At 68.4% G+C, this 22,412-nt stretch carries 23 protein-coding genes; 15 read left to right on the top strand and 8 right to left on the bottom strand.

What is annotated here, in order from left to right:
• Positions 1–19: 19 nt before the first annotated feature.
• From ACFFGN_RS21145 to ACFFGN_RS21100, 10 genes are all read left to right on the top strand, one after another.
• The gene (locus ACFFGN_RS21145) at positions 20–763 is read left to right on the top strand and encodes a GntR family transcriptional regulator (protein ID WP_380050408.1); all 744 of its coding nucleotides are present in this window, start codon (positions 20–22) and stop codon (positions 761–763) included.
• A gap of 511 nt (positions 764–1,274) precedes the next feature.
• A complete protein-coding gene (locus ACFFGN_RS21140) occupies positions 1,275–1,772 on the top strand; it encodes a SigE family RNA polymerase sigma factor (RefSeq protein ID WP_380050406.1) in 498 nt (165 codons plus the stop codon).
• Between the two features lie 31 nt (positions 1,773–1,803).
• A complete protein-coding gene (locus ACFFGN_RS21135) occupies positions 1,804–2,571 on the top strand; it encodes a hypothetical protein (RefSeq protein ID WP_380050404.1) in 768 nt (255 codons plus the stop codon).
• 190 nt (positions 2,572–2,761) lie between these two features.
• On the top strand, positions 2,762–4,039 hold the full coding sequence (locus ACFFGN_RS21130) for a TadA family conjugal transfer-associated ATPase (RefSeq protein WP_380050402.1): 1,278 nt from the start codon (positions 2,762–2,764) through the stop codon (positions 4,037–4,039).
• Positions 4,039–4,899 (top strand): type II secretion system F family protein, encoded by an 861-nt coding sequence (locus ACFFGN_RS21125; protein ID WP_380050400.1) that lies wholly within the window; start codon positions 4,039–4,041, stop codon positions 4,897–4,899. Before ACFFGN_RS21130 ends, ACFFGN_RS21125 begins: the two co-directional genes overlap by 1 nt.
• Positions 4,900–4,904: 5 nt before the next feature.
• Complete coding sequence (locus ACFFGN_RS21120) at positions 4,905–5,834, top strand: type II secretion system F family protein (RefSeq protein WP_380050398.1); 930 nt, start codon at positions 4,905–4,907, stop codon at positions 5,832–5,834.
• 17 nt (positions 5,835–5,851) lie between these two features.
• Positions 5,852–6,073 carry a hypothetical protein gene (locus ACFFGN_RS21115; RefSeq protein ID WP_380050396.1) on the top strand — a complete coding sequence of 74 codons (222 nt, stop codon included), beginning with the start codon at positions 5,852–5,854 and terminating at the stop codon, positions 6,071–6,073.
• Positions 6,074–6,075: 2 nt separating this feature from the next.
• Positions 6,076–6,474, top strand: a complete 399-nt coding sequence (locus tag ACFFGN_RS21110) for a TadE/TadG family type IV pilus assembly protein (RefSeq protein WP_380050394.1) — start codon at positions 6,076–6,078, stop codon at positions 6,472–6,474.
• Positions 6,471–6,929 (top strand): hypothetical protein, encoded by a 459-nt coding sequence (locus ACFFGN_RS21105; RefSeq protein WP_380050392.1) that lies wholly within the window; start codon positions 6,471–6,473, stop codon positions 6,927–6,929. Before ACFFGN_RS21110 ends, ACFFGN_RS21105 begins: the two co-directional genes overlap by 4 nt.
• A gap of 239 nt (positions 6,930–7,168) precedes the next feature.
• Entirely contained in the window at positions 7,169–7,561 is a 393-nt protein-coding gene (locus tag ACFFGN_RS21100) for a Tad domain-containing protein (RefSeq protein ID WP_380050389.1), read from the top strand.
• Between the two features lie 552 nt (positions 7,562–8,113).
• Here the strand turns inward: ACFFGN_RS21100 and ACFFGN_RS21095 are convergent.
• Positions 8,114–8,965, bottom strand: coding sequence for an SDR family oxidoreductase (locus ACFFGN_RS21095; RefSeq protein WP_380050386.1), 852 nt, complete (start codon positions 8,963–8,965; stop codon positions 8,114–8,116).
• Between the two features lie 68 nt (positions 8,966–9,033).
• On the opposite strand from ACFFGN_RS21095, the gene ACFFGN_RS21090 reads away from it, so the two are divergent.
• The gene (locus ACFFGN_RS21090) at positions 9,034–9,663 is read left to right on the top strand and encodes a TetR family transcriptional regulator (protein WP_380050383.1); all 630 of its coding nucleotides are present in this window, start codon (positions 9,034–9,036) and stop codon (positions 9,661–9,663) included.
• Between the two features lie 100 nt (positions 9,664–9,763).
• Positions 9,764–10,885, top strand: a complete 1,122-nt coding sequence (prfB, locus tag ACFFGN_RS21085) for a peptide chain release factor 2 (protein ID WP_380050381.1) — start codon at positions 9,764–9,766, stop codon at positions 10,883–10,885.
• Positions 10,886–10,963: 78 nt separating this feature from the next.
• Here the strand turns inward: prfB and ACFFGN_RS21080 are convergent, their stop codons facing one another.
• Positions 10,964–12,379, bottom strand: coding sequence for an MFS transporter (locus ACFFGN_RS21080; protein ID WP_380050378.1), 1,416 nt, complete (start codon positions 12,377–12,379; stop codon positions 10,964–10,966).
• Between the two features lie 109 nt (positions 12,380–12,488).
• On the opposite strand from ACFFGN_RS21080, the gene ACFFGN_RS21075 reads away from it, so the two are divergent.
• Positions 12,489–13,406: a helix-turn-helix transcriptional regulator gene (locus tag ACFFGN_RS21075; RefSeq protein WP_380050375.1), complete on the top strand. Its 918-nt coding sequence runs from the start codon at positions 12,489–12,491 to the stop codon at positions 13,404–13,406.
• A gap of 132 nt (positions 13,407–13,538) precedes the next feature.
• Here ACFFGN_RS21075 and ACFFGN_RS21070 read toward each other — a convergent pair whose 3' ends face one another.
• The 3 genes from ACFFGN_RS21070 to ACFFGN_RS21060 form a co-directional block, all read right to left on the bottom strand.
• Positions 13,539–14,993, bottom strand: coding sequence for a PQQ-dependent sugar dehydrogenase (locus ACFFGN_RS21070; RefSeq protein ID WP_380050373.1), 1,455 nt, complete (start codon positions 14,991–14,993; stop codon positions 13,539–13,541).
• A 138-nt stretch (positions 14,994–15,131) separates the two neighbouring features.
• Positions 15,132–16,574 (bottom strand): cellulase family glycosylhydrolase, encoded by a 1,443-nt coding sequence (locus ACFFGN_RS21065; RefSeq protein ID WP_380050370.1) that lies wholly within the window; start codon positions 16,572–16,574, stop codon positions 15,132–15,134.
• Between the two features lie 204 nt (positions 16,575–16,778).
• A complete protein-coding gene (locus tag ACFFGN_RS21060; protein WP_380050367.1) occupies positions 16,779–17,687 on the bottom strand; it encodes a LysR family transcriptional regulator in 909 nt (302 codons plus the stop codon).
• A gap of 73 nt (positions 17,688–17,760) precedes the next feature.
• Between ACFFGN_RS21060 and ACFFGN_RS21055 the strand changes: the two genes are divergently transcribed.
• Entirely contained in the window at positions 17,761–18,744 is a 984-nt protein-coding gene (locus tag ACFFGN_RS21055) for an EamA family transporter (protein ID WP_380050364.1), read from the top strand.
• Here the strand turns inward: ACFFGN_RS21055 and ybiA are convergent.
• The 3 genes from ybiA to ACFFGN_RS21040 are packed head-to-tail and all read right to left on the bottom strand — an operon-like array spanning position 18,661 to position 21,022.
• Complete coding sequence (gene ybiA / locus ACFFGN_RS21050; protein ID WP_380050361.1) at positions 18,661–19,206, bottom strand: riboflavin biosynthesis intermediates N-glycosidase; 546 nt, start codon at positions 19,204–19,206, stop codon at positions 18,661–18,663. The genes ACFFGN_RS21055 and ybiA overlap by 84 nt on opposite strands.
• The gene (locus ACFFGN_RS21045) at positions 19,203–19,925 is read right to left on the bottom strand and encodes a TIGR03943 family putative permease subunit (protein WP_380050359.1); all 723 of its coding nucleotides are present in this window, start codon (positions 19,923–19,925) and stop codon (positions 19,203–19,205) included. Before ACFFGN_RS21045 ends, ybiA begins: the two co-directional genes overlap by 4 nt.
• A complete protein-coding gene (locus tag ACFFGN_RS21040; RefSeq protein WP_380050357.1) occupies positions 19,922–21,022 on the bottom strand; it encodes a permease in 1,101 nt (366 codons plus the stop codon). The genes ACFFGN_RS21045 and ACFFGN_RS21040 overlap by 4 nt, the downstream gene beginning before the upstream one ends.
• Positions 21,023–21,221: 199 nt before the next feature.
• Here ACFFGN_RS21040 and ACFFGN_RS21035 point away from each other — a divergent pair, with 199 nt between their 5' ends.
• Positions 21,222–22,406: a serpin family protein gene (locus ACFFGN_RS21035; protein ID WP_380050354.1), complete on the top strand. Its 1,185-nt coding sequence runs from the start codon at positions 21,222–21,224 to the stop codon at positions 22,404–22,406.
• Positions 22,407–22,412: the final 6 nt, after the last annotated feature.

The following is a 22,412-nucleotide window of genomic DNA, read 5'->3' as shown; positions in this document are numbered from 1 at the left end:
GACCTCCCATGATGTCCGGATGAACACCGTCCAGGTCACCGTCGACAGGTCCAGTCGAACCCCTCTCCACGTACAGCTCGCGCAGCAACTCGAAGCCGCGATCACCGGGGGTGACCTGCCGGTCGGCTCCCGCCTCAGCAACGAGGTGGACCTGGCCGAGGCGTACGGCCTGAGCCGGCCGACCGTTCGCCAGGCGATCGCCCGCCTGGTCGATCAGGGTCTGCTGGTCCGCAAGCGCGGTGTCGGCACGCAGGTGGTCGGAAACGCCGGGCAGGTTCGCCGTTCGCTCGAACTCACCAGCCTGTACGACGACCTGGCCGCCACGAATCGCACGCCGCAAACGGAGGTGCTCTGGTTGGGTCCGGTCGGCGCCACCGCCGATGTCGCGACGGCTTTGCAATGCGAGCAGGGTGATCACGTGCTGCGCATCGAGCGCCTCCGCCGGGCCGACGGCGAACCACTCGCCATCATGCGGAACTGGCTGCCAACCGAGATCCTCGACACCGACGCGGCCACCCTCGCCGCGAACGGGTTGTACGAGTTGCTGCGCGCCGAGGGCGTTCGCTTGAAGGTGGCCCACCAGACGATCTCGGCCCTACCGGCCACGCCGGAACAGGCCCGCCTGCTGACCGAACAACCAGGCGCACCCTTGCTCGCCGTCACCCGAATCACCTACGACGACCACGGCCGAGCCGTCGAATACGGCTCCCACCTCTTCCGAGCCTCCCGCTACGCCTTCGAACACACCCTCATCCACCGCTAACCACCCACCCCGACCGTGCACGCGGCGGTCTCTCACGACGTCGCGACGAATCGTCGCCAGCCTCCGCCTCGAACCACCAAAGCCGGCACTCCCGCATGAAACCGCCGCCCCGACCCTTGGATCAAGCCGAGAGCGTCAGTCGCGCCGGTCCTACTCCGTCCTATTCCGAGGGTCGGCGGTCGGAATAGGGGGTTGACGTGCGAGATCTGACGAGTCCACCCCCTATTCCGACCGCCGACGGTCGGAATAGGCCCGGCCACGACTCGCAACGCGCCCCACGGACCACCCGAGGAGCCATCCCGGCCCCAGCCCGGAACCGCTCCTGCGCGCCGTACCGCCCCTCCGCCTCGTCACGCGCCGCCCGCTCGGGCCACCCGCGCGGTCCTCGGTTCCGTCTGCTCAGGCCGGTTCGGGTGGTCTGGAGGGCGGACCTTTGGTGTGACACGTTGAGGGGGTCAGGGCGTCTAGACGGGTGTGAGGGCGTGCCCACGACCCCGACGGAGAGGCGCCGATGAGATCGACGAGGGATTTCGAGGAGTTCGCGGTGGCTCGTACCCCGCAGCTTTTCCGGACGGCCTGGTTGCTGGCGGGGGATCGCCATCAGGCCGAGGACCTGGTGCAGGAAACGCTCGCGCGCATGTTCCGGGTGTGGAAAGGGCTGGACCGGGTGGAAAACCCCGGGGCCTACGCGCAGACCGTGCTGGCCAGGACGTTCATCTCGCAGCGGCGCCGGCGTAGTTCGACCGAACGGCCGACCGCCGATCTGCCGGAAGTCGCCGGTGGTGAGGTCGATCAGGCCCTGCGGGTCTCGTTGCAGGCGGCGCTGGGTGAGCTCAGCCCGCTGGATCGCGCCGTGCTGGTGCTGCGGTTCTTCGAAGATCGCAGCGTCGAGCAGGTCGCGCGTGATCTCGGCAAGAGCTCCGGAGCCATCCGCAACCGCACCTCCCGGGCGCTGACCCGCCTGCGGGAAGTGCTCGGTACGGATGCCTTCGACCTCAGCCACTCCTGACAGACCTGACATGAGCACGGAGGAATTCCTCATGACCGATATCTCCGACCTGATGCGCCGGGCCACCGACGGCCTGTCGCCCGAGTCACCCGACCTGGTCCAGCGCGGAATGGCCCAGGGCTTGCGGATGCGCCGGCGGCGGACAGCCCTGGTGTCCGCGGCGGCGGCCGGGGCCGTCGTACTCACTGCCGGGTTCGCGGTGGCGGTGCAGTCCCTGGGACCGGCCGACGGCCAGGGCGTGCAGGTAGCCGTTCAGACGCCCACGGCCAAGCCAACCGCGCCGGCGCCCACAAAGACGACTAGCGCGACGCCCAAGCCTCCGTCGCGATTCGCCCTCAACACGCTGCGGAAGCTCCTGCCGTCGGGGATGAAGGCCAGCGACCCGAATGTCTGGGGAGAGCCTGGGCAGTTCAGCGGCGGCAGTTGGACAGTCGACGACGGCAAGGGCCTGGCCGAGGTCAATGCGATGGTTGAGCGGCATAACGTTCGTAAGTGCTCCAGCGAGTTCCCAGGCGCCTGCAAGAGGCTTGCCGACGGCACGCTGGTGGTGTCGCGGCCGCTCGAGCTGGTGTACACCGATGAGCGAAACGAGGGTGTGTTGTCGAACAGCGTCGAGGTGTACCGCCGGGACGGCGTCAAGGTGAACATGATCGCCTTCAACTCCGAGGACGAGAAGGGCAGCCCGAAGACTCGGGCCTACCCGCCGTTCACCGTGGAGCAGCTCACCACGATGGCTCGTAACCCTGCCTGGAAGCCGGCCGGCAGGCTGTTCGCGCTGCCGGCGAAGGGTTCCAGCTAACTGCCAGACGTCCGAAGAACCGAACAGGTTCTTCGGACGCTCTGTGTCCGCAGTCTCACGGACTGTGACCCCGGCGACTGACAAAGTGGTTATCCACAGGTGTCCGATCGTCGCTGGCTGTAGAGGGTCGGTCACTGAGAGGATAGTTCCGCCGGGGCATCTGGGCAGCCAGAGCAGACGGGGGACGACGATGACCGCCGACAGAATCGCCGCACGACGGCCGGGCTGGAGCAGCGCGGTCGAGCTGATCGACGCGCAGGTCCGCGATGTGGTTCGCCGCGAGGGCATCGATCCGCTGCGAGATCCGGGCGCGGTCAAAGCCATCGTCAGCTCGGTCGTCAAGGAGTACGACGAGCGCAGTCTGACCGGCCTGGTGCCACCGATCGAGGACACCGAGGCGGTGCATCGGGAAGTCCATGACCGGGTGGCCGGCTTCGGTCCGCTGCAGCGCTATCTGGACGACCCGACAGTCGAAGAGATCTGGCTGAACGAGCCGTCGCGGATCTTCATCGCCCGCGACGGGCGGCACGAGCTGACCACCACGGTGCTCACCGAGGAGGAGGTCGGCGATCTGGTCGAGCGGATGCTGAAGACCACCGGTCGCCGGATCGACGTGTCCCAGCCGTTCACCGACGCGCGTCTGCCCGACGGGAGCCGGGTGCATGTTGTGCTCGGCGGGATCACTCAACGCTATGCGGCGATCAACATCCGCAAGTTCACGATCCGGGCCACCCGACTGGCCGATCTGGTCGCGCTGGGTTCGCTCACGCCGCACGCGGCCGCCGTACTCGAAGCCTCGGTGGCCGTCGGTCTGAACGTGCTGGTCTCGGGCGGCACCCAAGCAGGCAAGACCACCATGCTGAACGCGCTCGCCGGTTCGATCCCGGGCAGCGAACGGGTGATCAGCTGCGAGGAGGTCTTCGAGATCCGCCTGCCGATCCCTGACTGGGTGGCCATGCAGACCCGCCAGGCCGGTCTTGAGGGCACGGGCGAGATCCGGCTCCGCGACCTGGTCAAGGAGTCGCTGCGCATGCGGCCGTCCCGCCTGATCGTCGGCGAGGTTCGTGGTGAAGAGTGCCTCGATCTCTTGCTCGCTTTGAACAGCGGCCTCCCCGGCCTCTGCACCCTGCACGCGAACTCGGCCCGCGAGGCGCTGACCAAAATGTGCACGCTGCCGCTCTTGGCCGGAGAGAACATCGGCAGCCGGTTCGTGCTGCCCACGGTCGCAGCCTGTATCGATCTGGTCGTGCATCTCGGGATCGCGGCCGACGGCCAGCGCCGAGTGCGTGAGATCGTCGCGGTCAGCGGCCGCATCGAGGAACAAGCGATCGAGACCGAAAGCCTGTTCAGTACGGTCGACGGCCGGCTCGTCCGCGCAGAGGGCCAGTTGCCCCACCCAGAGCGGTTCCAGCGCGCGGGCTACTCGCCGCATGCGCTGCTGGCCGATCGGCATGGAGTGGGGCGCTGATGGGACTGCTACTCGGGTTGTTCTTCGGGATCGGCCTGTTAATGATCAGCTGGTCGTTCCTCGCGCCGCCGTCGGCTGGCCCACGCGCCGAAGGCCGATTCACCTCGGCCAGTCGCGAACTGCTCGCCGAGGCCGGCGTCGAGGGTGTTACCCCAGGCGCCTTCATCGGCGTTTGCGCGCTGGCCGGGACGACCGGCTTCCTCCTGATGTACGTCGTATCCGGGGCGTGGCCGATAGGTCTGGCCTTCGGCGTATTCGCTGGTGGTGGCCCAGTGGCCTTGCTCAAGGGCCGGGTCCGCCGTCGCCGCGCCGAGTTCCGGGAGCTCTGGCCCGACGTGGTCGACAACATTGCCTCCGCGGTCCGGGCCGGGTTGTCCCTGTCCGAGGCCCTCGCGCAGGTTGGCGATCGAGGTCCGCTGCCGCTGCGGGAGCCGTTCCGCCGATTCGGTGCGGACTATGCCTCGACCGGGCGGTTCGCGGATTCGCTGGATCGGTTGAAGGCGCGCCTCGCGGACCCGGTCGGCGATCGCGTGGTGGAGGCCCTGCGCATTGCGCGCGAGGTTGGCGGTGGTGACCTCGGCCGGTTGCTGCGCTCGCTCTCGGCGTTCCTGCGCGACGACGCGCGAACCAGATCGGAGCTGGAGGCCCGCCAATCCTGGTCGATCAACGGTGCCCGGGTGGCGGTCGCGGCGCCTTGGTTGGTGCTGGGGATGTTGTCGTTCCAGGGCGACGTCATCCAGCGGTACAACTCCGCCACCGGGGCCGTCGTGATCGGGATCGGTGCGGCGCTGTGCCTACTCGCCTACCGGGTGATGCTGCGGATCGGTCGTCTCCCCGAGCCAGAGCGGGTACTGCGATGAACCCGATGTGGTTGGGCGCGGCCCTCGGCGCATTCCTGGGTATCGGCCTGGTCCTCGTCGCGCGCCGCCTTCCCTTCCTCCACAGGCCTTCAGCCGACGAGCGCATCAGCCCGTACCTGCGCGATCTCGAAGGCCCCGAGGTCTTCGCCGGTGCGCCCGATTCCGGCTCGCCGTTCTTTGCCGTGCGGCGGTTGTTCGAGCCGTCGCTGCGTGGGGGAGCCCGTCGGCTGGAGCGCCTGCTAGGCGGCACGACCTCGGTTCGAAAACGCCTCGCGCGGGCCGGGATCGACCGCGGGCTTGAGGAATTCCGGATCGAGCAGGTGCTGTGGGGCGCGGCCGGCTTCGGTATCGCCCTGCTCATCTCGCTGGTCGCGCTGTCCTCCGGCTCCGGCAATCCGGTCGGCCTGATCATCTTGTGCGCGGTCGCCGCCGTACTAGGTGTGCTGTCGCGCGACACCCACCTCACCTCGCAGGTCCGTCGCCGCGAGCGCCGTCTGCTGGCGGAACTCCCGACCGTCGCGGAGATGCTCGCGCTCGCCGTCGCCGCGGGCGAAGGCCCAGCCGCCGCGCTCGACCGGGTCGCGCGATCCAGCCGGGGCGAACTGACCAAAGAGCTGCAACGGGTCCTGGCCGAGACCCGTGCGGGTGAATCGCTGGTCCGGTCGCTCGACGCGCTCGCGGATCGAACCGGCTTGGTCGCGTTGTCCCGCTTCGCCGATGGCCTGGCCGTCGCGCTCGAACGCGGTACGCCGCTGGCCGACGTACTGCGAGCCCAGGCAGGGGATATCCGGGAGGCGAACCGCCGAGAGTTGATCGAGAACGGCGCCCGCCGCGAGGTGGCGATGATGGTGCCCGTCGTGTTCCTGGTGCTGCCCGTGACCGTGGTTTTTGCGTTCTTCCCCGGCGCTGTCGGAATCCGGCTGATTGCCGGTTGAGGCAAGGAGAAATCGAGATGTCGCTACTGATGACGAGACTGTTGCTGGCTCTGACGATGGCCTTGGATCTGGTCCCGCGGGGGCGGGCCAGGAACGAGCGCGGCGACGTACCGGGTTGGGTTCTGATCACCGTCATGACCGCCGGTTTGGTGGCCGGGTTGATCGCATTCGTAGGACCCGAGCTGCAATCGATGCTGCGCCGCGCCCTCGACTCGGTCAGCAAGGTCAGCGGCGGCTGACCATGCCCGGCCCCTCCCGAGCCCGGGCCGGCGAGGCTGGATCAGCGGTGGTCGACTTCGTACTGGTCTCGATGCTGGTCGTACCGCTGTTCCTGGGCCTGCTCCAACTCGGCCTCTACCTGTACGTACGCAACACCATCGCGGCCGCCGCCTCCGAAGGCGCGCACTACGCGGCAGTGCTCGACCGCGACGCGACCGACGGCGAGTTCCGCACCCGACAGCTGATCGACGGCGTAATCCGCGACGAACTGATCCACAACATCCGCAGCGAGGTCATCGACCTGAACGGCCAACCCGCCGTACGCATCACCGTCCATGCCCACATGCCACCCCTAGGCCTCTGGGGCCCCGGCCTAGCCTTCACCACCCAAGGCCACGCGACCAAGGAAGTGGCCCGATGACCCCGTCGGGGCGGCTGAGGGATGAGTGCGGATCGGCCGTTGTGGAGTTCTCCTGGCTCGCGATCCTGCTGCTGGTCCCGCTGATCTACGTCATGCTCGCGGTCTTCGACGTACAGCGCGCGTCGTACGGCGCCACCGCCGCGACCCGCGCCGCCGCCCGGGCGTTCATCATCGGCCCTGACGACAGCGGAGTGGACGAGTCCCGCGAACGAGCCTTCGAAGCGGCCCGCCTGGCCATGGCAGATCAAGGCCTGGACCTCAACCGCGACCAGCTCAGCATCACCTGCTCCCCAGCCTGCCTCGAATCCGGCTCAACCGTCACGGTGGCGCTCTCCACCGCCGTACCCCTCCCGCTCATCCCCGACATCCTCGGCGGCGACCGCCCCGCCATCCACATCAGCTCCGAACACACCGAGTCATACGGCACCTACCGCGAATCCAAGGCCCACCGATGACCCACGACCTCAGCCTCTCCAGCAAACACTCCGACCGTCACTCCGGCCCTCCCCGTCGCGCCGAACGGCGGATCGACCGGCTCAGTCAGCGAGCTGTACGACGACCTCGCTGGTCTGATCAGCGAGCTGCACGACGATGCAGGTGGTTTGGTCGCCGAGCTGCACGACGATGCAGGTGGTTTGGTCGCCGAGCTGCACGACGATGCAGGTGGTTTGGTCGGCGGGACGAGCGTGGGCAGATGACGGTGTTGATCATCGGCTTCGCGACGGTGGTTCTGCTGATGGTTGCCGCGGTCACGGACATCTCGAAGACCTTCCTAGTACGGCGCGACCTCGACGCCACCGCCGACGGCGCCGTCCTGGCCGCCGCGAACGGTCTCGCCCTCCACCGCGGTACGTCCGGCCCAACCGCCGACATCGACCCAGAAGCGGCGAGCCGCCTAACCGCGGAATACCTCGACGCGGTCAACGCAACCGCCAGCTTCGACGACCTCACCTGGTCCACCGTCGTGGAAGGCCAAACCGTCGTCGTAACCCTCACCACCACTGTCGACCTCCCCTTCGAACCACCCGGCTGGACCACCACCCGCGAAGTAGCCGCCACCGCCGCCGCCATAGTCACCCTCAGCTGACCCACGCAACGCGACGTACGACGGCGTGCGGTGGTGGCAGGCGACCAACCAACCGGCAGCCACGTCGTCCACCGGTCGAGCCCGCGCGGCGGAGCTGTACGGCCCATCGGACGCCTTCGCCCCTAATTCCTCGCACCCGCCCGAAGGACCCCGCAGGCCACGCCACACGCACCGCTGAGTTCGTCGGCTACACGGCAATGAGCGGTCCACCGAAAGTCGCCCCTCCAACGGCTCGCCGACGACGATCTACCCCGCCCCGCCCCGCCCCGCCCCGCCGCCGTGAGATGCGGTACGCCGCGTCCCGCCCGCGGTGTCGTGGGAGTGGCTGGCCACGCCGACGGTGGGTTACCACCTGGGATTCCGAGGTGGTAACCCACCTCGCCGATGGCCAGCCACTCGCAGGGTGGTCCGGCCGTCGCCCGGATCGTCGTACTGGCAGGGCCCTGGTACCGCGGGCGCCGATCGCTGAGCGCGTCGCGTTGCGTCGTCGGCGTCGGAGCCGAGGCGCGCGGCAGTTGTGGAGCTGTCCTCGCTGGCAGCGCGTCATCACTGTTAGGAGGTGAAGGTGGAGGCGTGGTCGGTCAGCCAGGTGGTGAAGGGGCGGGCGGGGTGGCCGGTTAGGGCGGTGACGTTGGTGTTGGTGGGGTGAGGGTTGCCGACGCGGGAGGCCCAGTAGGACATCAGGGAGTCGAGTTGGGGGCCGTCGCCCATGACGGCGGCGAGTTCGGCTCGGCCCTCGGCCGGGGTCAGCTCGGCCATCTTGACCGGCACGCCGAGTACCTCGGTGATCAGTTCGAGCTGCCGCCGCCGGGTCATCGATTCAGGCCCGGTCAGTTCGTATCCGCGCCCGTCGTGCTCAGCGCCCGGTCCGGCACTGAGCACCTCGATCGCGACGTCGGCGATATCGCGTTCGTGGATCGGGGCCTCCTCGGCGTCCAGGTAAGGAATGCGAACCTCCCCGGTCGTGCGCATCGAATAACCCCAGAAGAGGGCGTTCGACATGAACGCACCTGGCTGGAGGAACGTCGTCGCGTACGGGCCGGTCGCGACGATGGCCTCCGCGGTGCCGTGTGGATCAGCCGCGGCGTCGGTGGTGCCGGCCTGGGAGGCGGCGGACGAGAGCAGTACGACCTGCTTGACGCCGGCCTGATCGGCCGCGGCGACGAAGGCCGGGGCGGTGGCCGGATCGGCGTACAGGAAGACCTGTTCGGCGCCTTCGAGGATCGAGCCGGGATCGGCCGGATCGAACTCCAGCGCTCCGTCAGGCAACGGCGACGCGCCCCGTCGGGCGGGTTGGCCCGTGCCTGTCCGCGTGCCGAGCCGGACGGGGATCTCCCGGGCCTGGAGTCCGGTGGCGACGTGCTGGGCGATCTTGCCGCGCGCGCCGAGAATTACCACGGTCATGGTGTAACTCCAAAGATGTAGTGGCTACATTATTGGGATGAGTAAAGCACATCCGCTAGGTTTCTGCCGTGACGGAATTGGGCCGACGCGAGCGCAAGAAGCAGCTCACGCGCCAGGCGATCTCGGATGTGGCGACTCGGCTGTTCATGGCGCGCGGGTTCGACGGGGTGACGGTGGCGGAGGTCGCGGCGGCCGCGGATGTAGCCGTGCAGACCGTGTTCAACCACTTCCCGACCAAGGAAGATCTCTTCTTCGATGACGCGAGCTGGGTCACAGGTCCGGCCGAGGCGATCCGTACGGCGCCACCGGGCGAGCCGCCCTTGGCGACCTTGCTCAGGCACTACCTGGCGGCGATCCGGCAGCGGCACGAGCTCGGGTACCTGGCCACCTGGCCGCGGTTCAACCAGACGATCGAAGGCAGCTCGGCCTTGCTCGCCCGGGTCCGGCAGAACGCCCAGACCATGGAAGACCTGCTCGCGGAGGCCTTGCTGGAACGGGACGCCGCGATGTCGCCGCTGATCGCGCGCCTGGTCGCGGCGCAGTACGGCGCGGCCCAGAAGGTGCTCGAGCAGGAACTGGCCCGGTTGATGCCGGCGGAAGAGGCGAGCGCCCGCCAGCTGGCCCGTGCGACCAAGGACCTGGAGAAGGCGATCGACGAGGTTTTCGCGGCGCTCGGGGCCTCCGGAGCGGAAAACTGAGCCGGAGGGCCAGGAAGCCGAGCCGGAGGAGCGGCAAGCTGAGGCGAACGACGGGAAAGCTGACGCGCAGCACTTTGCCGGTGGCGTAGGCTACCTCGTTGTGGCTGGACCTGATTTCGACGCTGACCTGAAGGCTCTCGACGGCACCCTGACGTCCATCGAGAAAGTTCTCGACCTGCCCGCGATGCAGCGGGAGATCGCCGCGCTCGGCGAGGAGGTCGCCGCGCCCGACCTGTGGAACGACCAGGCGAACGCGCAGAAGGTGACCTCCCGGCTGTCCCGGCTCGAGGCCGACGTGGAGCGGGTTGGCAGCCTGCGTACCCGCGTCGACGATCTCGCCGTGCTCGTGGAGCTGGCCCGCGACGAGAACGACGCGGACACCCTCGCCGAGGCCGAGCGCGAGATCGCCTCGCTGACCAAGTCGATCCAGTCGCTCGAGGTGCGCACCCTGCTCTCGGGCGAGTACGACGAGCGCGAGGCGCTGGTGACGATCCGCTCCGGCGCCGGTGGTGTCGACGCGGCGGACTTCGCCGAGATGCTGCAGCGGATGTACCTGCGCTGGGCCGAGCGCCACGGTTATCCGACCGAGGTCTACGACACGTCGTACGCGGAAGAGGCCGGTCTCAAGTCGACCACCTTCGCCGTCAAGGCGCCGTACGGTTATGGCACGTTGAGTGTCGAGTCGGGCACGCACCGGCTGGTCCGGATCTCGCCGTTCGACAACCAGGGCCGCCGGCAGACCTCGTTCGCCGCGGTCGAGGTGGTCCCGGTGCTGGAGCAGACCGATGAGATCGACGTACCGGAGGAGGAGCTGCGCATCGACGTCTACCGCTCCTCCGGTCCCGGTGGGCAGAGCGTCAACACCACCGACTCCGCCGTCCGGATCACGCACATTCCGACCGGCACCGTCGTGTCCTGCCAGAACGAGAAGTCCCAGCTGCAGAACAAGGCCTCCGCGATGGTCATCCTGAAGGCCAAGCTGCTCGCGCTGAAGAAGGCCGAAGAGCGCGCCCACATCGACTCCCTGCGCGGTGACGTCCAGGGCTCGTGGGGTGACCAGATGCGCTCGTACGTGCTGCACCCGTACCAGATGGTCAAGGATCTGCGCACGCTGTACGAGTCGGGTAACACCAGCGGCGTTTTCGACGGCGAGATCGACGACTTCGTCGAGGCCGGCATCCGCTGGCGCCGCACCGGCCAAACCGCCGCCGACGCCAACTGACACGCCGACAACTGACCCCCGCCAAAGCCACCGCAACAGCCCGCGGCGTAGAACCAACCGCCGCGGGCTCGACCTGATCTAGCGCCCGAGGCGGGTGGTCACCGGGGCCATCGCCACGCTGATGGCGACGATGGCGAGGCAGACCGCGGCCAGCGCGCCGCCTTGGCCCCACGACGTCGAGGCCAGGGCCAGATACGCCGTACCAACAGTGGCCGCGCCGAGGGCGATACAGGTCTGCTGGCTGGTCAGGAGAATTCCGCTGCCCAGGCCGGCCTGCTGCGGCGGGACCTGGCCGACCACTACCCCGATCAGCGGCACCATCACCAGCCCACCGCCGAACCCGGCCACCAGCAGCGGCAGGGTCATCGTCAGCGGAGTCACCTCCGGCCAGAGCGTCAGCGCGACCACGCCGAGCGCGGCGTAACCCACGCTCTGCACCAGCCAGCCGCGCACGATCAGGCCCGCGCCGTACCGCACCTGCAGGCGTGGTCCGTAGATCGACGTGACCAGGAAGCCGATCGCCATCGGCAGCAGGCTCAGACCGCCTTCAAGCGGCGTCATCCCGGCCTCGCCCTGCGTCGCGAGGGCGAACACGAACATGAAGCCGCCGAAGGTGGTGAAGAACCCGAGCGCCAGCACCAGCCCGATCCGCATCGGCCGGAGTTTGAGCACCGACGGCGGAATGAGGGGAACGGCGCCGCTGCGTTCCGTACGACGTTGGTGCAGGGCCAGCGCGATCCCCATCGGGATGACCGCGGCGAGGCAGAGCCAGGTCCACAACGGCCAGCCAAGCGGACGGCCTTCGGTCAGCGGCAGCAGCAACAGGACCAGGGTGAGCGCGAGCAGACCCGCGCCAACGCCGTCCACCGGCAGGCGGTTCGTCGCACGCGTTTCGGGCAGCAGGCGAATGGCCAGCGCGATCGCGACCAGGCCGACCGGAACGTTCACCAGGAAGACCGCTCGCCAGCCGAGGCCGAACAGGTCGGCCGAGACCAGCACACCGCCGAGGATCTGCCCGAGCGCGGCGGCCAGACCACCCGCGACGCCGAACATCGCCATCGCGCGAGCCCGGTGCGCGCCGGTCAGCAGGCTGCTGATCTTCGACAGGACCTGCGGGGTCATCGCGGCGGCGGACGCACCCTGAATCGCCCGCGCGGCAAGCAGTACGCCGATGGTCGGCGCGATGGCGCACAGCAGTGACGTCAGCGTGAAGCCCGCCAAACCCCAGAGAAACAAGCGTTTTCGGCCGAAGCCGTCACCGAGCCGGCCGCCGACCACGAGCAACGTCGCGTTCGCGATGCCGTAGCTGCCCACCACCAGTTGCAGCTCACCCGTACTGGCGCGCAGGTCGGAGCCGATCGCGGGCAGGGCGACGTTGATGATGAAAAACGACAGCATCGGCAGGAACGCGCCGAACAGCAGCGTCGTGAGGGCCACGGGGCCAAGCGCCGGCGCCTCGGGCCTAGCGGCGGCCGGCAGGGTCTGTGAGGTCATGTCGATCAGCCTGACGCTGCTCCGATCCAGGTAGTGAGAGCCTGCTTATCCTGGTACCACCAGCACCTGGCAACCGGTGATCAGCCGGGCGACCATAGGCGGTGTGACCATGAGCCTGAGTGTGCCACCCGCCGCCGACAAAAACCGCGCCGCCGGCAAAACCGCTGCCACCCGCACCACTCAAGAGGCAACGAGCAGCATCCAGAGGGCCGTGGTCACCCGTCATGAGGAGCTGGGCGCGTTCCTGCGCAGCCGGCGCGAGCGGATCCAGCCCGAAGAGGTCGGACTAGCCCCGGGCGGTCGTCGCCGTACGCCGGGTCTTCGCCGCGAGGAGGTCGCGCTGCTCGCGGGTGTCGGCGTCACCTGGTACACCTGGCTCGAGCAGGGCCGCGACATCAACGTCTCGGCGCAGGTCGTCGAGGCCATCGCGCGCACCCTGCGGCTGGACCGCCTCGAGCGCAACCACCTCTTCACACTGGCGGGTATTCCGCTCGGGCCTTTCAAAGGCGACTGCACGGCGCTGCCCGCGTCGGTTCATCGCCTCCTGCGCCAGGTCTCGCCGTACCCGGCCTTTGTCGTCAACGCCCGGTACGACGTACTCGCCTACAACGAGGCGTACGCGAAGGCCATCGTGAACCTCGACGAGGTTCCGGTCGAGGAGCGCAACATTGTCTGGCTGGCCTTCAACGAGACCGAGTGGAAGTGCAGGTTCATCGACGCGGACGACATCGTGCTGCGCCTGGTGGCGGGATATCGCGCGGCGTTGGCGGACCACCTCGGTGACCCGGCGTGGCAGGACTTCACCGCCCGGTTGCTGGCAGCGTCACCGCGGTTCGCCAATCTGTGGCAGCGGTACGACGTGGCCGGGCCGAGCGCGCAACTCAAGCTGATCGGCAATTCCGAGGTCGGCCTGCTCCGCCTCGAACCAGCCAACCTCTGGCTGTCCCAAGCAGGCAAGGTGCGCGCCACCGTGTACACCCCGGCCGACGACGAAACCGAGCGCCGCCTTCACCAACTCGCCGGCTGACCCCGAGGGGGAGCGCGGACCGCCCCGCGTCGGTCGCGCTCGAGAGGTCGGACGGGGAACTACCGGAGCCGGTTCCAACGGACGGTCGCGATGCGGCCGCGGCGCCAGCCGCATCGCGACAGCCCAAACCGGCTAGCGGATCTCCGAGCGAATGATCCGGTCGTTACTGGTGTTGGACGTGCTGATCCAGATCGTGTTCTGGTTCGGCACCTTCACCACCGAACGAAGGCGGCCGAAGGTGCCCTGGAAGTACGCCTGGGTGGCGCCGGCGCTGTCACCGTTGAGCTCGACCCGCCAGAGCCGCTGCCCGCGCAGGGCCGCGACGTACGCCGTGTCGTTGACGATGGCGAGACTGCTCGGCGAGGCCTCGGCGGTGGTCCAGGTGCGCTTCGGGTTCTCCATCCCGGCCACGTTGCACGGGCCTTCGCACGTGGGCCAGCCGTAGTTGCGGCCGGAGATGATCAGGTTGAGCTCGTCCAGCGCGGTGTTGCCCAGCTCGGACGACCAGAGGCGGCCGGCCGAATCCCACGCGAGGCCTTGCGGATTGCGGTGGCCGCGGCTGTAGACCAGGTTGCCCCAGGGATTACCCGGCGCGGGCTGGCCGCTGGTGGTGAAGCGCAGGATCTTGCCGTTGGGGGAGTTGGTGTTCTGGGCGAGGGCGGTGTTCTGCGCGTCACCGGTGGTCGCGTACAGGTAGCCGTCGGGACCGAACTTGAGCTGGCCGCCGTTGTGGTACTGGGCGCTGGTGATACCCGATACGATCACGGTCCGGCCGGACAGCGAACTGCCGTTGAAGTTCATTCGCACGATGCGGTTCTGGTTCTGGCCGTTGTCGTTGGAGGTGTGGAAGAAGTACACGGCCTGATCGGTGGTGCCGTTCCAGGTCGGCGAGACCGCGACGCCCATCAGGCCGCCTTCGCCGCCGGTGGTGATGGTGTTCGGCACGGTGCCGACGAGCGTGCGGGTGCCGCTCAGCGTGACCCGGGAGACCCGGAAGCTGTCCCGCTCGGTGACCAGCGCGGACTGGCCGTCCGGCAGGAACGACATCGCCCACGGCAAGGCCAGGCCGGTGGTGACGTCGGACGGCGTTTGCGGCGTACCGCGAACCGGGGCGGGCGCTGTGTCGACGTCGAGCGCGTCCAGGTTGGCCATTCCGGCGGCCGTGGTGGAGGTGGCGCGGATCGTGTTGGTACCGGCGGCCAGCTGGACCGTGATCACCCGGGTCTGCCAGGTGCTCCACGCGCCGGTGCCGCCGAAGGAGAGTTCGTCGGAGACCAGCGTGCCGTTGACGGTGATATCGGCAGGCCGGTTCGCGGTGGTGCCGTTCGCGAATCGGAACGACAACGTGGCTGTGCCCGCCGTACCGACCGGGACACTCCACTGCACGTAGCTGCCGGTCACGTTGTCGGCGTTCACGAAGCCGGTGCCGGTGAAGCCGGCGTGATTGGACTCGACCACCCCTTGGGAGATGGTGGCGGTCTCGGCTTGGTAGCGGATCGGTGCCGCGGTGGCCTGGGGGGCCGGGGCGAGCACGGCTGCGATCAGCAACGCCGGCAGGGCGTGCCCGGCGATCCTTGTCTTACTCATTATCTCTGCCTTTCGGTGGACGGAACGAGGCAGGGGAAAACCTGTGGAACGTGACACCGTGCGGCAGGCGCCACCTGGGGGCGGGTGGCGCCTGCCGGCGTGCGCCACCCGGGGCGGGGTGGCGCCTGCCTGGAACGGTCAGCTGGTCGGGAAGTCGTCCGGGGTCCGCATCCGCTCACGGACCCAGACACCGGACGGCTTCAGCATGCTGGTGCCGGTGAAGTTGCTACCGGCGCACGTGCCGGTCTTGAAGACCGCGCCGGAGCGGAAGTCGTCGGAGAAGTTCCAGTTGGTCCAGCCGATCTTCTTGCTGGCCAGGAAGTCCAGGTACTTCTGCGAGTAGGTGAAGTCGTTCGGGCCGTCGCCGGTGTACTCCTGCGTGCCGAACTCGGTAACGAACAACGGAATCCGATCGGCCGCGCGCGACAGGGCGGCGAAGTACTCGTCCTTGTGCGAGGCCGCGTAGAAGTGGAACGTGTACATGAAGTTCGTCGCCCGGATCGGGTTGTTGATGATGTCGGTCTCGTTGCGGGTGTCCGAGACACCGAGGGAGGCCCAGCCGTGGGTGCCGACGAAGATGACGCCGTCGCTGTCCTGCGCGCGGATGACCGGGATCAGCTGCTCGGCGTAGTTCTTGATACCGGCCCAGCTGACGTTGTTCGGCTCGTTGGCGATGTCGTAGATGATGTTGTTCTTGTTCTTGTGCCGGCTGGCGATCTCGGTGAAGAACGTTTTCGCCTGCTCGGTGTAGATGTTGGGGTCACCGGGGTTGAGCTGGTGCCAGTCGACCAGGGCGTACATGCCGCGCTTGGTGGCTTCCTCGATGTAGTTGTGCATCATGTCGGTGAACTTGCGCGGGTTCGTCTCGTACCCGTCTTCGCTGGTCGAGATGTACATCGAGATGCGCAGGATGTCGGCCTTCCAGTCGTTCGCGAGCGCGTCCAAGGAGGCGGTCTTGATGCAGTTCGCGTACCACTGGATGCCGTGCGTGCTCATACCGCGAAGCTGGATCGGCTTGCCGTACTGGTTGCACAGCTTGACGCCGCAGACCCGCAGCTGGCCGTTGATCGCGACCGGCGTGGTGCCGGTGGGCGGGGCGGTCCCGGTGTCCAGCGTCAGCGAATCGGCGTTGGGGCCGCCGTTCGACGTGGTCGCCGTGGTCTTGATCTTGTGCGTGCCCGCGCTGAGCTGGGCGGTGGTGCTGACCGTGCTGTACGACGTCCACGCGCCGGTCCCGTTGAAGGCCAGGTTGGCGGCGATCTGGCTGCCGTCGACCGTGACGTTCATCGGGCGGTTCGTGGTGGTGCCGTTGGCGTAGCGGAAGCTCAGCGTGTACGAGCCGGTGGTCGGCGCGTTCACGGTGTACTCGACCGAGCTACCGGTGACGTTGTCGAAGTTGACGAAGCCGGAGCCGGTGAAGCCGGCGTGGTTCGACTCGACCACGCCCTGGCTGATCAGCGCGCTCTCGGATTCGTACCGGACAGGGGCGGCGGCGGTGGTCGCTGGGGGCACAACAACAACCAGGCCGGTGGCGACGACGAGGCTGCCGGTTACGGCTGCGCACCATCTTGGGAATCTCACTGGACTGCCTCCTACTTCGGGCGGTGACGGAGGGCCTCTTCGCTCACGTTCTGGGGGCTACGCGAAACGAATAGGAAGGTTTCCTAACAGTGCTCGGAAGTACACCACCACCCCGGAAAGGTGTCAATCGTTCACGCCAAGTGATCGTAACGAAGCTCTCCGAATCCTGGGAAGCCCTTACCGAGGCTGGACCGAGGCTGGAACTCAGGCGGTGTCGCGTTCCACCCAGGCGTCCTGCAGGGCCCGCAGCGTGACGGCCACGGCCGGCCGGCGGGCGGTGATCGTGCGCCAGGCGGCGTACAACCGGCGGCTCGGCGCCGGCAGCAGCGGTACGGCGACCACCCCCGGCGGCAGCGGGCCACGGCCGAGCCGGGGCAGCAGGCCGACACCGATGCCCTGGGCAAGCATCGCGAGCTGGGTCTGGTACTCGCCGACGGAGTACGCCACCTCCGGATCGACCCCGGCCTTGCGCATCGTGCGGATCAGCCAGTCGTGGCAGATCGATCCCTCGGGCTGGCAGATCCACCGTTCGCCGGCCAGATCCGCGGCCCGCAAGGACTCCCGGGCGGCAAGTGGATGGCTCGCCGGCAGCAGGATGTCGGCCGGGTCCGTGCCGAGCTTCACCCGCGACAGGCCTTCCGGCAGGGCCAGCGGGGTGTTGTGCCAGTCGTGCACGACCGCGATGTGGACCTCGCCGCGCGCCACGGCGGCGAGTCCGTCGAACGGATCCAGCTCGGCCACACGTACGTCGAGAGCCGGATGCGCCTCGATCAGGCGGACCAGCGCGGGCGGCAGCAGACCCCGGGCGGCGGTGGGGAACGCCGCGAGCACGAGATCGCCGACGGCCTCCCCGCGTTGCTCCTCCAGGGTCAATTCGGCCTGTTCGACCAGTTCGAGGACTTGTTCAGCCGTGGCCGCGAGCTGCCAGGCCGCGTCGGTCAGCGCGATGCCACGGCCCTTGCGCTCGACCAGCTTGGTGCGGGTCTCACGCTCCAGTTTCGCGAGTTGCTGGGACACCGCGCTCGGGGTGTAACCGAGGGCGTCCGCGGCGCTGCCGACCGAGCCGTACGTCGCGACGGCATGGAGCGCACGCAAGCGGGATAGATCGATCATGAAGTACTCCTACAGTGATCGGTGTAGCAACTCGCGCTAGTGCTAAACAGTGCTGCCATCGAGACTAGCCGGTATGAATCCCCGCCATGTCCTGCTCGCCATTGCCGTCGCCGCGGTGTGGGGCGTCAACTTCGTTGTCATCGAGGTCGGCCTGGAAGGCATTCCACCGCTGTTCTTCTCCGCGTTGCGCTTCGCCCTGGCGGCCGTGCCCGCGATCTTCCTGCTGGGCCCGCCGCGCGTCGCCTGGCGGTATGTCGTGGGCGTGGGCGTGGTGCTCGGGGTGGCGAAGTTCGGCCTGCTGTTCATCGGCATGGACCAGGGCATGCCCGCCGGACTGTCCTCGCTGGTCCTGCAGAGCCAGGTGGTGTTCACCCTGCTACTCGCCATCGTGTTCCTGGGCGAACGGCCCCGCCCGCTGCAGCTCGCGGGAGTGGCCGTCGCCTGCGGCGGCATGATCCTGATCGCGGTGGACAAGGGCCTTGGTGCGCCCGGTTCGGCCTTCGCGCTGGTCATCGCGGCCGGCGCCTGCTGGGGTGTCTCGAACCTGATCACCCGGCACGCCAAGCCGAAGGACACCCTGCGCTTCATGGTCTGGGTCAGCGCGGTCGCCGCCGTACCGCTGTTCGGGCTGTCGCTGATCTTCGAGCAGCCGGCCTTCGGCCAGATCACGCTCACCGGCGCCGGTGCGATCGCGTACCTGGCCGGTGCCGCGACCCTGTTCGGCTTCGGCGCCTGGGGTTACCTGCTCCGCCAGTACGACGCCAGCACGGTCGCGCCGTTCAGCCTGCTGGTCCCGGTCGTGGGCATGGCCGCCGCCTGGCTACTGCGCGGCGAGGCCGTCAGCCCTCTACGCGCCTTCGCCGCACTGCTCATCGTCATGGGCATGGCCGCCACGGTCCTCCGCCGAAACCGCCCAAGCGGCCCGGGCAGGGCAAGCGACGTGAGCAGCCTGAGCGACCCGATCAGCTGGGAGCTAGGCCGCGAGCGCGAGGCGGTCGCGCACGGCCATCAGGGCGAAGCCGAGCAGGTTGAGCCCGCGCCACTGCGTGGGGTCTGACGCGCCGGGTTGATCCGCGGCGTGGCCGATGCCCCAGATCAGGTCGACCGGACTGGCCTCGACCAGGATGCGGTCACCCGTGCCGCGCAGGAACGCGCGCAGGTCGTGGTGCTGGCCGAACTTGTGCAGGTTTCCCTCGGCAACGATCGGCACGCGGTGCTCGAGCCAGCGCTCGCGATCGAAGCCGCGCACGGTCCGGCCGAGGTCCTTCGCCTCGCGGGGATGACCCGCCGCGAGGATCTTCGTTTCGGCCTCGGCATCACCGAAGAGCCGGGCCTTGGCCGCCATCATCCAGTGCTCGGCGGTCGGATACACCAAGCCGTCGACGGTGAACGGCGCACGCCACCACTGGCTCAGACAGCTCTCGTCGAGTACGCCGGGACTCCTGGGGGTCTCACCCCAGAAGTGCACGAAGTCCCGGCGTCCCGACGCGATCAGCTCGGCGACAGAGCGTGGAATCACTCGTACTGGTTGGCCGGCGGTTGCACGTTTCGGACCGTGGTGCCGTCGATGGCGGCCACGTCCCCGTCTTCGCGCTTGGTCGGTTCGGCCCACTGGCCGGTGACCTGGACCCACTGGTTCTTCGGCGGCGCCTGCTGACCGCGGACCTCGACCATGAACGCCGTACCGTCGGCGACACAACACGTCATGCCGATCCGGCTGACGTACCAGACGCCGTTCTTGCCGGGAGTGACGAAGCCGGTGAGCTGGAAGGTCCGGCCCTTCATGTTGTCCTTCTCCCACACCGCCCAGACCGCGTAGTCGCGCAGCGGCAGGACGACGGGAGCACCGCTGGTCTCTTCCTGGTTCGGCAGCCACATCTTGCCCTTGGCGGCCATCGGTTTGGCCGCGACCGGCGATTGTCTTTGGGCCGCGTCGGCGCCGAGCGCGGGCGGGTCCACCACCAGCAGCGCGAAGACCGGGACCAGCAGCAGCCAGGCCGCGCGCGGCAGGCCGTTGTGGCCGTGCCCGTCGTCGGCCAGCTCCGAATGGTCGTGGCCGTCCTTCTTGGTATCGGCCAGCACGTCCGCGACCGCGAGCACGATCAGCACGGCGCCGGCGATCAGCAGCATCCAGCGCATACCGGGCTTGACGTACCGCAAGTAGGTGTCGGAGATGGCGAGCTGAAGCACCGCCGCACCGACGAAGACAACGATCAGACCAGCGACGTTACGCCTCACAGCAGCCACCATCCGACGAGTAGGGCGAAGCCGACGGCCACCACGAAGGTGGCCGGGGCGAACCTGATTGTGAACTTGCCACCGAAGGTACCGGCCTGGAGGGCGATCAGCTTCACGTCGACGACCGGGCCGACGACCATGAAGGCCAGCTTGGCGGTCATCGAGAACTGGGTCAGGCTGGCCGCCACGAACGCGTCCGCCTCCGAGCAGATGGCCAGTACGACGGCCAGCAGGCCGAGCAGCAGGACCGAGAGCAGCAGGTTCTGCGCGACCGAGTCCATCCAGCTGCGCGGTACGACGACGTTCAGGGTGGCGGCCACGGCGGCGCCGACCACCAGGAAGCCACCGGCGTGCAGGAAGTCGTGCAGCATCGAGGAGCGGAACACCTCGAGCTTGCCGGTGCCCTCGGCGTGCCGGTTCTTGGGGATCTTCAGCCAGGACTCGCCCTTACCGGTGGCCAGCCACAGCCAGCCCAGCGCCATCGAGACGGCCAGTGAACACACCAGCCGCGCCACCACGATGCTCGGCTGGCCCGGGAAGGCGACCGCCGTCGAGGCCAGCACGACCGGGTTGATCGCGGGTGCCGAGAGCAGGAAGGCGATCGCCGCGGCCGGAGTGACGCCCCGGCTCATCAGCGCGGCCGAAACCGGCACCGAGGCGCATTCGCAGCCCGGCAGAATGACGCCGGAGCAGCTCGCGACCGGTACGGCGAGGGCCGGGTGCTTCGGCAGCGCCTTGGCGAAGAACGACGGCGGTACGAACGCGGTCAGGGCGGCCGAGAGCAGCACGCCGAGCACCAGGAACGGCACCGCCTGCACGACCACGCCGACGAACATCGTGGCCCAGGTGCGAACGCCGTCATCGGTGAACAGCCCGGCGAAGATCCGGCGCCCGAACAAGGCCAGCACCACCAGCACGATCAGGGTGCCGGTGAAGACCATCGACGAGGCCGTCGACTCCTTCTTCGGTTCCTCGGGGTGGTTGTGACCGGCGTCGGGCGTGTCGGGCGCACCAGGTTCGGTGGCATGGGCGTGGCCGGTATCAAGGGCTTTTTCGGGCCCCTCGACAGAGGGCGGGGTGTCGGCGGACGTGCTCATGAGGCCGAATCCTGGCATGCCGCACCGGTTCCGGAACAGGGAACGGCGCGTGTTGATATCACAACGGAACGGAGTCGCTAATGAAACTCAGCGTCATTCCGGCAAAAATCTGGGCCCTGGCACCATTCGGCCGCTTCAGCAAAGTGTCAGAAGTGCTGGCCGTTCTGCCGATTTGCGCTTGGATGGTTCAGTGGCAGACATGGAACCAGAAGCCGGACAGGCCGTGCACGCGCTGACCAGCCGCTGGGCTCGCAGCCTACCGGCAGGCAACTCAGTGATGTCCGCGCTGGGGCTGTGGCCCTTGCTCGCCATCATGGCCACCGCGGCCGACGAACCAGGCCGCGCCGAGCTGGCCGCCGCCGTCGGACTGCCGCCGGAGACCTCCGCGGCGCGCGGAGCCGGCCTGATCCGCGACATCGACACTTCCCACGACTTGCACGCGGCTCTCGGCGTCTGGGTGCACGAGTCGCTCAAGCTCAGCGAGTCGTTCGGCGAGGTGGTCCCGGCCGAACTGGTCGGTGCGCTCACCGGTGATCCGGTCCGCGACAAGGCCAAGCTGGACGCGTGGGCGACCGCGCACACCGACGGCATGATCGAGCAGATGCCGATCGAGGTCACCCCGGACCTGGCCGTCGTCCTGGCCACGGCGCTCGCGTTGCGCACCACCTGGGTCCGCCCGTTCAACGAACAGATCAAGCAGGTGTACGACGGACCCTGGGCCGGCGGTTCCTGGCACTGGCTCAACCGCACCGACGCCGACCTCACCACCATCAAGCGGTACGACGACACCGCCGCGGGCCCGTTGACCGTCGCCACCGTGACAGGTGATGCCGACGTCGACATCCTGCTGGCCATCGGCGAACCCCGCGCCGGGCAGCACGACGTACTGGCCGGGCTCTTGCAGGCCGCGGCCGATCCGGCGGGCGGCCGTTCGGGCGCAGACCTCATCGGCGGTGGTGTCGGTGAGCAGGTATCGCCCGCGGTCCAGGTGGCGATGAGCACCACCCCGCGGCCGGTGGTCCAGTTGTCGCTGCCGTCGTTCTCGATCTCGATGGAACACGATCTGCTCGACCAGGCGGAGCTCTTCGGTTTGACCACGGTGTCGTCGGATCCTGGGGCGCAGGGACACTTCACTGCGATCAGCCCGACGCCGTTGCGGTTGGGGCAGGCGAAGCAGACCGTGCTGGCGCGGTTCTTCGCGAAGGGCTTCGAAGCGGCCGCGGTGACCGCCATGGGCATGGTGCGCACGTCGATGCCGATGGAACGTGAACGCAAGCTTGTGGTCGATCTGGATCGCCCGTTCGCCTTCACCGCGGTGCACCGGGCCACTCGCCTCCCGATCGTCACCGGCTGGCTGGCGACCCCGAGCGAACCGGGCGCCTGACCTGCT

It is taken from the genome of Kribbella deserti (assembly GCF_042434725.1).
Classification (GTDB): domain Bacteria; phylum Actinomycetota; class Actinomycetes; order Propionibacteriales; family Kribbellaceae; genus Kribbella; species Kribbella deserti.
This window is presented reverse-complemented; position numbering and strand designations above follow the sequence as displayed.

Excerpts from the sequence above, each read along its gene's own strand:
- ACFFGN_RS21035 (WP_380050354.1), top strand. The coding sequence starts at position 21,222 with ATGGAACCAGAAGCCGGACAGGCCGTGCACGCGCTGACCAGCCGCTGG.
- ACFFGN_RS21080 (WP_380050378.1), bottom strand. The coding sequence starts at position 12,379 with ATGACCTCACAGACCCTGCCGGCCGCCGCTAGGCCCGAGGCGCCGGCG.
- ACFFGN_RS21125 (WP_380050400.1), top strand. The coding sequence starts at position 4,039 with ATGGGACTGCTACTCGGGTTGTTCTTCGGGATCGGCCTGTTAATGATC.
- ACFFGN_RS21105 (WP_380050392.1), top strand. The coding sequence starts at position 6,471 with ATGACCCCGTCGGGGCGGCTGAGGGATGAGTGCGGATCGGCCGTTGTG.
- ACFFGN_RS21060 (WP_380050367.1), bottom strand. The coding sequence starts at position 17,687 with ATGATCGATCTATCCCGCTTGCGTGCGCTCCATGCCGTCGCGACGTAC.
- ACFFGN_RS21130 (WP_380050402.1), top strand. The coding sequence starts at position 2,762 with ATGACCGCCGACAGAATCGCCGCACGACGGCCGGGCTGGAGCAGCGCG.
- ACFFGN_RS21110 (WP_380050394.1), top strand. The coding sequence starts at position 6,076 with ATGCCCGGCCCCTCCCGAGCCCGGGCCGGCGAGGCTGGATCAGCGGTG.
- ACFFGN_RS21070 (WP_380050373.1), bottom strand. The coding sequence starts at position 14,993 with ATGAGTAAGACAAGGATCGCCGGGCACGCCCTGCCGGCGTTGCTGATC.
- ACFFGN_RS21095 (WP_380050386.1), bottom strand. The coding sequence starts at position 8,965 with ATGACCGTGGTAATTCTCGGCGCGCGCGGCAAGATCGCCCAGCACGTC.
- ACFFGN_RS21135 (WP_380050404.1), top strand. The coding sequence starts at position 1,804 with ATGACCGATATCTCCGACCTGATGCGCCGGGCCACCGACGGCCTGTCG.
- ACFFGN_RS21100 (WP_380050389.1), top strand. The coding sequence starts at position 7,169 with ATGACGGTGTTGATCATCGGCTTCGCGACGGTGGTTCTGCTGATGGTT.
- ACFFGN_RS21055 (WP_380050364.1), top strand. The coding sequence starts at position 17,761 with ATGAATCCCCGCCATGTCCTGCTCGCCATTGCCGTCGCCGCGGTGTGG.
- ACFFGN_RS21145 (WP_380050408.1), top strand. The coding sequence starts at position 20 with ATGAACACCGTCCAGGTCACCGTCGACAGGTCCAGTCGAACCCCTCTC.
- ACFFGN_RS21040 (WP_380050357.1), bottom strand. The coding sequence starts at position 21,022 with ATGAGCACGTCCGCCGACACCCCGCCCTCTGTCGAGGGGCCCGAAAAA.
- ACFFGN_RS21140 (WP_380050406.1), top strand. The coding sequence starts at position 1,275 with ATGAGATCGACGAGGGATTTCGAGGAGTTCGCGGTGGCTCGTACCCCG.
- ACFFGN_RS21120 (WP_380050398.1), top strand. The coding sequence starts at position 4,905 with ATGTGGTTGGGCGCGGCCCTCGGCGCATTCCTGGGTATCGGCCTGGTC.
- ACFFGN_RS21115 (WP_380050396.1), top strand. The coding sequence starts at position 5,852 with ATGTCGCTACTGATGACGAGACTGTTGCTGGCTCTGACGATGGCCTTG.
- ACFFGN_RS21075 (WP_380050375.1), top strand. The coding sequence starts at position 12,489 with ATGAGCCTGAGTGTGCCACCCGCCGCCGACAAAAACCGCGCCGCCGGC.